Source organism: Bradyrhizobium sp. STM 3809, from assembly GCF_000239795.1.
Classification (GTDB): domain Bacteria; phylum Pseudomonadota; class Alphaproteobacteria; order Rhizobiales; family Xanthobacteraceae; genus Bradyrhizobium.
The window spans coordinates 1-10,261 of the sequence record NZ_CAFJ01000602.1; the positions used below are offsets into that span (position 1 = coordinate 1).

A 10,261-nucleotide genomic window follows, 5' to 3' on the forward strand; every position below is an offset into this window, starting at 1 on the left:
AGTCGCGGCCTCATGGTTCGAGACGCGCCGCGTGCGACCATCTTGCCTGGCATTGCCTGATCGGCGCGGCGCTCCTCACCATGAGGGGTTAGCGTGGAGACCGGAGTTGCACACCGATCGTGCCCCTACCCGCCCTGTTCCTCATGCTCGGCCTGCGACAGCTCGGCGATGGCGAGGTCGCCGGAGTCGGCCATGCGGGCCTTGGCGATGGTGCGGACATGGGCGGCCAGGGCCGGCATGCGGGCGATCAGGGCGTGGAAGTCCTGCGCGTCCAGCACCAGCAGCCTTGTCTTGCGCGTGGCGGTGACGGTGCCGGAGCGCTTGGTCCGGTGCAGCAGCGCGATCTCGCCGAAGAAGGTGCCGTCGGCGAGCTTGACGCATTGCGTCGGCAGCTCGATCTCGACTTCGCCGGCGGTGATGAAATACATCGATGATGCCGCATCGCCGCGCCGCACCAGCACCTCGCCGGATTCGATCGTGCGCGCGCGCAGCAGCCGCATGATGTCGGCGATCTCCGAGGCGTTGAGATGCGAGAACAGCGGCACCTTGGCGAGCATGCCCCAGGTGACGACGAAGTCGCGGCGCTTGATCTCCTCGGCGAACGCCGTGGAGATGATCGCGACCGGCAGCGCGATCATCGCGAAGCCCCAGATGATCGCGACCACCGTGATGATGCGGCCGAGCGGTGTCACCGGCACGACGTCGCCATAGCCGACGGTGCCGAGCGTCACGATCGCCCACCACATCGCGTGCGGGATGGTGCCGAACTTGTCCGGTTGCACATCGCGCTCGACGGCGTAGAGCAGCGAGGCGAACAGCAGCACCGCGCCGGCCAGGATCACGAGGCAGCCGACCAGCGTGCGGCGCTCGGCCTGCACCGCCGACAGCAGCGAGCGCAGCGCCGGCGAATAGCGCACCAGCTTGAGGAACGGCAGCACGATACTCACCGCTTCCAGGCTGCGGGCACCGAGCAGAAGCGCGATGGTGGCCGGCACGAAGGACAGGAGATCGATGATCCCGAGCGCCGAGAACGCGTAGGCCAGCCGGTCCCGGCCCGGTGACTGGCGCCGCGGCATGTGGCCGGCGACGCTCCAGAGCCGCGCGACATATTCGGCGGCGAACACGACCAGCGCGACGACCTTGATCGGCCGCAGCAGCCAGCCGAGGCTCGCCGCAATGTCCGGGTCGGACGCCAGCACCACCGCCAGCACGTCGAGCGTGATGACCAGCACGATCAACTGGATCAGGCGCGAGCCGTGCGTGCTCGGCAGATGGTCGTGCTCGAGCAGCTCGTAGAGCCGGTCCCGCAGGTCGGGATGACGAACGCTTTCGCCCGGCCCGAGCGGCAACACGATCAGCCGGCCTTGCCGATCGCGCTCTCGATCGCGGCAAGCGCAGCCTCCGCCTTGGTGCCATCGGGGCCGCCGGCCTGGGCCATGTCCGGACGGCCGCCGCCGCCCTTGCCGCCCAGCGCCTCGGACGCCGCGCGCACCAGCTCGACGGCGTTGAAGCGCGAGGTGAGATCGGCGGTGACGCCGACCACGACGCCGGCCTTGCCGTCCTCGCTGCGGCCGACGATGGCGACGACGCCGGAGCCGAGCTGCTTCTTGGCCTCGTCGACCAGCGACTTGAGATCCTTCACCTCGACGCCATCGACCGCACGGGCCATCAGCTTGGTGCCGGCGACCTCGCGGATGCCGGAGGCAGCTCCGCCCGCCGCCGCACCGCCGCCCATCGCGAGCTTCTTGCGCGCATCCGACAGTTCGCGCTCGAGCTTCTTGCGCTCCTCCATCAGCGCGGTGATGCGCGCCGGCACCTCGTCGACGGTGGTGCGCAGCTCGGCCGCGGCGGCCTTGGCGAGCGACAGATTGTGGTTGGCGTGGGCGCGGGCGCCGCGCGCCGTGAGTGCCTCGATGCGGCGGACGCCGGAGGCCACCGCGCTCTCCGAGGTGACCGCAATCAGGCCGATATCGCCGGTGCGCTTCACATGCGTGCCGCCGCACAGCTCGACCGACCAGCCCATCGCATTAGTGCCGTGGTCGCGCGCGGCGTTACCCATCGAGACGACGCGGACCTCGTCGCCATATTTCTCGCCGAACAGCGCGCGGGCGCCGGCCTCGCGGGCGTCGTCGAGGCCCATCAGCCGGGTCGTGACCTCGGCATTCTCCAGCACGACGTCGTTGGCGATGTCCTCGACGCGGGCGAGCTCCTCCGCCGTGATCGGCTTCGGATGGACGAAGTCGAAGCGCAGGCGGTCGGGCGAGACCAGCGAGCCGCGCTGGGCGATGTGGTCGCCGAGCACCTGGCGCAGCGCCTCGTGCAGGATGTGGGTGGCCGAATGGTTGGCGCGGATCGCGGAGCGCCTGGAATGATCGACCTCGAGCTGCAGCGCGGTGCCGGGCTTGAGCGTGCCCTGCTCCACCGTGCCGAGATGCGCGAACAGGTCGCCGGCCTTCTTCTGGGTGTCGGTGATGCGGACGCGGACGCCGTCGCCGGTCATCACGCCGGTGTCGCCGACCTGGCCGCCGGATTCGCCGTAGAACGGCGTCTGGTTCAGCACGATGATGCCGCTCTCGCCGGCCTTGAGGCTGTCGACCTCGGCGCCGTCCTTGACGAGCGCGGTGACCGCGCCTTCGGCGGTCTCGGTGTCGTAGCCGAGGAACTCGGTGGCGCCGAGCTTCTCGCGCAGCGGGAACCAGACGGTCTCGGTCGCGGCCTCGCCGGAGCCCGCCCAGGCGGCGCGTGCCTTCGCCTTCTGCCGCTCCATGGCGTCGGTGAAGGACGCCTGGTCGACACTGATGCCGCGCGACTTCAGCGCGTCCTGGGTGAGGTCGAGCGGGAAGCCGTAGGTGTCGTACAAAGTGAAGGCGACGTCGCCGTCGAACATGTCGCCCTTGGAGAGCGAGGCCGACTTCTCGTCGAGAATGGCAAGGCCGCGCTCCAGCGTCTTGCGGAAGCGGGTTTCCTCGAGGCGCAAGGTCTCCTTGATAAGCGCCTCAGCACGGATCAGTTCGGGATAGGCCTGGCCCATCTCGCGGGTGAGCGCGCCGACGAGCTTGTGCATCAGCGGCTCGCGCGCGCCGAGCAGCTGGGCGTGGCGCATCGCGCGGCGCATGATCCGGCGCAGCACGTAGCCGCGGCCCTCGTTGGACGGCAGCACGCCGTCCGCAATCAGGAACGACGAGGCGCGCAGGTGGTCGGCGATGACCCGGAGCGAGGCCTTCTGCGGGCCCTGCGGATCGGCATTGGTCAGATCGGCGATGGCGCGGATCAGCGCGACGAACAGGTCGATGTCGTAATTGTCGTGCTTGCCCTGCAGCACGGCCGCGACGCGCTCGAGGCCCGCGCCGGTGTCGATCGACGGCTTTGGCAGGCTGGTGCGGCTGCCGCCTTCATGCTGCTCGTACTGCATGAACACGAGGTTCCAGATCTCGATGAAGCGGTCGCCATCCGCCTCCGGCGAGCCCGGAGGGCCGCCCCAGATCTTGTCGCCGTGGTCGTAGAAGATCTCCGAGCACGGACCGCACGGGCCGGTGTCGCCCATCTGCCAGAAATTGTCCGAGCCGGCGATGCGGATGATGCGCGACTCCGGCAGGCCCGCGATCTTCTTCCACAGCCCGAACGCCTCGTCGTCGTCGATATAGACGGTCGCGGTCAGCTTGTCCTTCGGGAGGCCGAACTCCTTGGTGACGAGCTTCCAGGCGAGCTCGATGGCGTTCTCCTTGAAGTAGTCGCCGAAGGAGAAGTTGCCGAGCATCTCGAAGAAGGTGTGGTGCCGGGCGGTGTAGCCGACATTGTCGAGGTCGTTGTGCTTGCCTCCCGCCCGCACGCATTTCTGCGACGTGGTGGCGCGGTGGTACGGCCGCTTCTCGACCCCGGTGAAGACGTTCTTGAACTGCACCATGCCGGCGTTCGTGAACATCAAAGTCGGGTCGTTGCGCGGCACGAGCGGCGAGGACGGCACGATCTCGTGGCCGTTCGCAGCGAAGAAATTGAGGAAGGTCGACCTGATCTCGTTGACGCCGCTCATAGCAATCCAATCGAAGAAGTCCGGGAATTCGGCGGCATTGCTTTTAGACAAGGGACTATCGCGTGTCCAGAAACTGTGCAGAAACATCATGGGGTTGCTGCACGGCTCCTAAAGCTGGTTGAAAGCCGTGGTGACGCGTTGACAGGTCGGGTGAGCTGGTGTTTTGTCGCCGCTACTCAACGACAGTCGCGTCGGGAGAGACCGGTCTTCTGAGGTTCTGGTTGAACTTCAAGAGATCGGCGCCGAAGGAGCAACCGCCCCGGAAACTCTCAGGCAAAAGGACCCTCGCGACTTCAACTGCATCTGGAAAGAGACGCTGGCCGGGCCTGGTCCCGGGAGGCGTCCGCCGACGGGATAATACTCTCAGGCACAGCGACAGATGGGGCTTCGGTGGTGTTTTTCGGGACTGGTCCCGGGAAACCGCGCGAGGACCCCTGACCGATGGCTGAACCGGCTGCTGCTCTCTCCACTCCCCTGCATCGAACGCCGCTGCATGCGCTCCACGTGAGCCTCGGCGGCAAGATGGTGCCGTTCGCGGGCTATGAGATGCCCGTGCAATACGCGCCCGGCGTGCTCAAGGAGCACCTCCATACCCGCAGCCACGCGGGTCTTTTCGACGTCTCCCACATGGGCCAGGTCGCCCTGCTGCCGAAATCCGGCAAGGTCGCAGACGCCGCCGCCGCGCTGGAGCGGCTGGTGCCGCAGGACATCGTCGGCATCCCGGCGGGCCGCCAGCGCTACGCCCAGTTCACCAATGCCGAGGGCGGCATCCTCGACGATCTGATGGTGGCCAATTTCGGCGAGCACCTGGTGCTGGTGGTCAACGCCGCCTGCAAGGAGGCCGACGTGAACCTGCTGCGCGACGGCCTGTCCGACGTCTGCGAGGTGCAGCCGCTGGCCGACCGCGCGCTGCTGGCGCTGCAGGGGCCGAAGGCGGCGTCGGTGCTGGCGAAATTCTGTGCAGAGGCCGAAGGCATGCGGTTCATGGATGCGGGGCCGCGCGCGGTCGACGGCCTCGCCTGCTACGTCTCGCGCTCCGGTTACACCGGCGAGGACGGCTACGAGATCTCGGTTCCTGCCGACCAGGCCGAGCAGCTCGCCGAAGCGCTGCTGTCCGACAAGGACGTGCTGCCGATCGGGCTCGGCGCCCGCGACAGCCTGCGGCTCGAGGCCGGGCTCTGCCTCTACGGCCACGACATCGACACCGGCACGACGCCGGTCGAGGCGGCGCTCGAATGGTCGGTGCAGAAGGTCCGCCGCAGCGGCGGCGCCCGCGCCGGCGGCTTTCCGGGCGCGGCGAAGATCCTGGCGCAATTCGACGGCGGCGCGGCGCGTCGCCGGGTCGGCCTGCGGCCGGAGGGCCGCGCGCCGGTGCGCGAAGGGGCCACGCTGTTCGCCACAGCCGGGTCCGCCGAGCCGGTCGGCCAGGTCACCTCCGGCGGCTTCGGGCCGACGCTGAATGCGCCCGTCGCGATGGGCTACGTGCCGACCGCGCTCGCCGCTCTCGATACGCAACTGTTCGCCGACGTGCGCGGCCAACGGCTTCCGCTGCGCGTCGCCGTCACGCCGTTCGTTCCCAACACCTACAAACGTTGACCCCTTGCAAGCGCTGAAGGACGTCCATGACCACGCTCTACACCTCCGACCATGAATGGCTCAGCATCGACGGCGATGTCGCCACCATCGGCATCACCGACTACGCGCAGGCGCAGCTCGGCGACGTCGTGTTTGTGGAGCTGCCGCAGGTCGGCCGGGCACTGAAGAAGACGGAAGCCGCCGCCGTGGTCGAATCGGTCAAGGCCGCCTCCGACGTCTATGCGCCGATCACTGGCGAGGTCCTCGAGGTCAACCAGGCGATCGTCGATGAGCCTGCGCTGGTCAACACCGATGCCGACGGCAAGGCCTGGTTCTTCAAGCTCAAGATCGCCGACAAGAGCGAGCTCGGCGGCTTGATGGACGAGGCCGCCTACAAGGCGCACACGGCGTGATGCGCATAGTGCGGCGCCCCCCTGTCATCGCCCGGCGCGACCGGGCGATCCAGTACGCCGCGCTCTCTCCGTCTGATCTCACCGTCACCGTTTATTGGATGCCCCGCCTTCGCGGGGGATGACGAGGCATAGAGGATTGCTCATGACCACGCCGCTCACACCGCTCGATGATGCCGCCACCAGCTTCGCCCGCCGCCATATCGGCCCCTCGCCGCGCGATGTCGCGGCGATGCTGGAGACCGTGAACGCCAAGAGCGTTGCCGAGCTGATGGCGCAGACCCTGCCCGGCGCGATCCACCAGGCCGCCCCGCTCGACATCGGTCCCGCCCTGAGCGAGACCGAGGCGCTGTCGCACATGCGCGCGCTGGCGGCGCAGAACCAGGTCTTCACCTCGCTGATCGGCCAGGGCTATTCCGGCACGATCATGCCGGCGGTGATCCAGCGCAACATCCTGGAGAACCCGGCCTGGTACACGGCCTACACGCCGTATCAGCCGGAGATCAGCCAGGGCCGGCTGGAGGCGCTGTTCAACTTCCAGACCATGATCTGTGACCTGACGGGTCTCGACGTCGCCAACGCCTCCCTGCTCGACGAAGGCACCGCGGCCGCGGAAGCGATGGCTCTGGCCGAGCGGTCGGCAAGGGGGAAGACCAAGGCCTTCTTCGTCGACCGGAACGTCCACCCGCAGACCCTGGCGGTGTTGCGCACCCGCGCCGAGCCGCTCGGCTGGCAGCTGATCGTCGGCGATCCCGCCAGGGATCTCGAGGGCGCCGAGGTGTTCGGCGGCCTGCTGCAATATCCCGACACGACCGGTGCCCTGCGCGATCCGCGTGCTGCCATCGCCAAGCTGCACGAGAGGGGCGCACTGGCGGTTCTCGCCGCCGACCTGCTGGCACTGACGCTGATTGCCTCGCCGGGCGAGCTCGGCGCCGACATCGCGATCGGCTCGGCACAGCGCTTCGGCGTGCCGATGGGCTACGGCGGTCCGCACGCGGCCTACATGGCGGCGCGCGATGCGCTGAAGCGCTCGCTGCCCGGCCGCATCGTCGGCCTCTCGGTCGATTCGCGCGGGGCCCCCGCCTACCGGCTGGCGCTGCAGACCCGCGAGCAGCACATCCGCCGCGAGAAGGCGACCTCCAACATCTGCACCGCGCAGGTGCTGCTTGCGGTGATCGCCGCGATGTACGCGGTCTATCACGGTCCCGCGGGGCTGAAGGCGATCGCGCGCACGGTGCATCGCCGGACAGCGGTGCTCGCAGCCGGACTGCGCAAGCTCGGCTTCGCGCCCACCAGCGACGCCTTCTTCGACACCGTCACCGTCGAAGCCGGCGCCAGCGTCTCCTCGATCATCGCGCGCGCCGAAGGCGAGCGCATCAATCTCGGCCGCGACGGCAGCCGGTTGCGCATCGCGCTCGATGAGACCACGACGGCCGATGTCGTCGAAGCGGTCTGGCGCGCGTTCGGCGGCGAGCTGTCCTACGCTGGCATCGAGGCCGAGGCACACGACGCGCTCCCCGCGGAGCTGAAGCGGCAGCGGCCGTACCTCACCCATCCGGTGTTCCACGCGCATCGCTCGGAAACCGAGATGCTGCGCTACCTGCGCAAGCTCGCCGACCGCGACCTCGCGCTCGACCGGGCGATGATCCCGCTCGGCTCCTGCACGATGAAGCTGAACGCAACGACCGAGATGATCCCGCTGACCTGGCCGGAGTTCGGCAGTCTGCATCCGTTCGTGCCGCGTTCCCAGGCCGCCGGCTATCATGCGATGTTCGCCGATCTCACGGACTGGCTGTGCCGGATCTCCGGGTATGACGCGGTCTCGCTGCAGCCGAATTCGGGCGCGCAAGGCGAATATACCGGCCTGCTGGCGATCCGCGGCTATCACGCCGGCCGCGGCGAAAGCCATCGCACCATCTGCCTGATCCCCTCCTCCGCCCACGGCACCAATCCGGCCTCCGCGCACATGGTCGGCATGGAGGTCGTCGTGGTCGGCTGCGACGCAGGCGGCAATGTCGACCTGGCCGACCTCAAGGCCAAGGCAGAGGCGCACAGCAAGAAGCTCGCCGCGATCATGATCACCTATCCCTCGACCCATGGCGTGTTCGAGGAGCACATCCGCGACATCTGCGACATCGTCCATGCGCATGGCGGCCAGGTCTATCTCGACGGTGCCAATCTCAATGCCCAGGTCGGCCTCGCCCGTCCCGGCGACTACGGCGCCGATGTCAGCCATTTCAACCTGCACAAGACGTTCTGCATCCCGCATGGCGGCGGCGGCCCGGGCATGGGCCCGATCGGCGTGAAGGCGCATCTCGCGCCGTTCCTGCCGGGACATCCGGACACCGATGGCGCGAGCGGGCATCCGGTCGGGCCGGTCTCGGCCGCGCCCTACGGCTCGGCCTCGATCCTCACCATCTCCTACATCTACATGCTGCTGATGGGCGGCGAGGGCCTGACGCGCGCCACGGAGATCGCGATCCTAAACGCCAACTACGTCGCAGCGCGGCTCGATCCGCATTTTCCGGTGCTGTACCGCAACGAGCGCGGCCGCGTCGCGCATGAGTGCATCATCGATCCCAGGCCGCTGAAGCAGACCAGCGGCGTCACCGTCGACGACATCGCCAAGCGGCTGATCGACTACGGCTTCCATGCGCCCACGATGAGCTTCCCGGTCGCCGGCACCCTGATGATCGAGCCGACCGAGTCGGAATCGAAGGCCGAGCTCGACCGCTTCTGCGACGCCATGATCGCGATCCGCAAGGAGATCGCCGAGGTCGAGCAGGGCCGCTTCAAGATCGAGGCCTCGCCGCTGCGCCATGCGCCGCACACGGTGCACGACATCGCCGACGATGACTGGAGCCGCGCCTATCGCCGCAGCGAGGGCTGCTTCCCGGAGGGCACCTCGCGCACCGACAAATACTGGTGCCCGGTCGGCCGCGTCGACAACGTCTATGGCGACCGCAACCTGGTGTGCTCGTGCCCGCCGGTCGAGGACTACGCGCAGGCGGCTGAGTGAGGTCGGCAGCTTTCAGCTAGCTCGAGCATTGGAAGCCGGGTGCAGCACACCCGGCTTTCATTTTGCTGAAGACATCCGTCCCGCAGTCGCGCCAACGAAAAACGGGCGCCGCAGTCAACCGACCGGCGCCCGCTCCGCTTTCTTTTCAGATGGCCCGCGAGCCCTACTCCTCCGCCGGCTCCTCGCCGTCGGCGTCGCGCTCGGCGGCGCCCGCCAGGATCTGCTCGGCGATCAGGCCGGAGTTCTGGCGGATCGCGGCCTCGATCTTGGCGGTCATGTCAGGATTAGCCTTGAGGAAGGATTTCGAGTTCTCCCGCCCCTGCCCGAGCCGCTGGCTGTCATAGGAGAACCAGGCGCCGGACTTCTCGACGATGCCGGCCTTGACGCCGAGATCGAGGATCTCGCCCATCTTGGAGACACCCTCGCCGTACATGATGTCGAACTCGACCTGCTTGAACGGCGGCGCGAGCTTGTTCTTCACGACCTTCACGCGCGTGGTGTTGCCGATCACCTCGTCGCGCTCCTTGATCGCGCCGATGCGGCGGATGTCGAGGCGCACGGAGGCATAGAACTTCAGCGCGTTGCCGCCCGTGGTCGTCTCCGGCGAGCCGTACATCACACCGATCTTCATGCGGATCTGGTTGATGAAGATCACCATCGTGTTGGATTTGTTGATCGACGCCGTCAGCTTGCGCAGCGCCTGGCTCATCAATCGCGCCTGAAGACCGGGCAGCGATTCGCCCATCTCGCCCTCGAGCTCGGCCTTCGGCACCAGCGCCGCGACCGAGTCGACCACCATCACGTCGACCGCGCCGGAGCGAACCAGCGTGTCGCAGATCTCCAGCGCCTGCTCGCCGGTGTCCGGCTGCGAGATCAGGAGTTCGTCGATGTTCACGCCGAGCTTGCGGGCATAGACCGGATCGAGCGCGTGCTCGGCGTCGATGAAGGCGCAGATGCCGCCCTTCTTCTGCGCCTCTGCCACCGTGTGCAGCGCCAGCGTCGTCTTGCCCGAGGATTCCGGCCCGTAGATCTCGACGATGCGCCCCTTGGGCAGGCCGCCGATCCCGAGCGCGATATCGAGCCCGAGCGAACCGGTCGAGACCGTCTCGACATCCATCGAGCGGTCGTTCTTGCCCAGCTTCATCACCGAGCCCTTGCCGAACTGACGCTCGATCTGGGACAGCGCAGCAGAGAGCGCCTTACTCTTATCCATGGAGGAACCTTCGA

At 67.9% G+C, this 10,261-nt stretch carries 6 protein-coding genes and 1 riboswitch; of the genes, 3 read left to right on the forward strand and 3 right to left on the reverse strand.

Annotated features, from left to right (window positions below):
* Nucleotides 1-125: 125 nt before the first annotated feature.
* Both BRAS3809_RS27230 and alaS read right to left on the reverse strand, forming a co-directional pair.
* Nucleotides 126-1,352: a cyclic nucleotide-gated ion channel gene (locus tag BRAS3809_RS27230; RefSeq protein WP_008965224.1), complete on the reverse strand. Its 1,227-nt coding sequence runs from the start codon at nt 1,350-1,352 to the stop codon at nt 126-128.
* 2 nt (nt 1,353-1,354) lie between these two features.
* A complete protein-coding gene (alaS, locus tag BRAS3809_RS27235) occupies nt 1,355-4,030 on the reverse strand; it encodes an alanine--tRNA ligase (protein WP_008965225.1) in 2,676 nt (891 codons plus the stop codon).
* Between the two features lie 182 nt (nt 4,031-4,212).
* Nucleotides 4,213-4,325: riboswitch (glycine riboswitch) on the forward strand.
* A 146-nt stretch (nt 4,326-4,471) separates the two neighbouring features.
* Between alaS and gcvT the strand changes: the two genes are divergently transcribed.
* From gcvT to gcvP, 3 genes are all read left to right on the forward strand, one after another.
* On the forward strand, nt 4,472-5,626 hold the full coding sequence (gcvT, locus tag BRAS3809_RS27240; RefSeq protein WP_008965226.1) for a glycine cleavage system aminomethyltransferase GcvT: 1,155 nt from the start codon (nt 4,472-4,474) through the stop codon (nt 5,624-5,626).
* Nucleotides 5,627-5,652: 26 nt separating this feature from the next.
* Complete coding sequence (gene gcvH / locus BRAS3809_RS27245) at nt 5,653-6,018, forward strand: glycine cleavage system protein GcvH (RefSeq protein ID WP_008965227.1); 366 nt, start codon at nt 5,653-5,655, stop codon at nt 6,016-6,018.
* Nucleotides 6,019-6,160: 142 nt separating this feature from the next.
* A complete protein-coding gene (gene gcvP / locus BRAS3809_RS27250) occupies nt 6,161-9,034 on the forward strand; it encodes an aminomethyl-transferring glycine dehydrogenase (protein ID WP_008965228.1) in 2,874 nt (957 codons plus the stop codon).
* Nucleotides 9,035-9,197: 163 nt separating this feature from the next.
* On the opposite strand, the gene recA is transcribed toward gcvP, so the two are convergent.
* Nucleotides 9,198-10,261 (reverse strand): recombinase RecA (gene recA / locus BRAS3809_RS27255; RefSeq protein WP_035658943.1); only part of this gene is annotated, 1,064 nt, incomplete at its 5' end.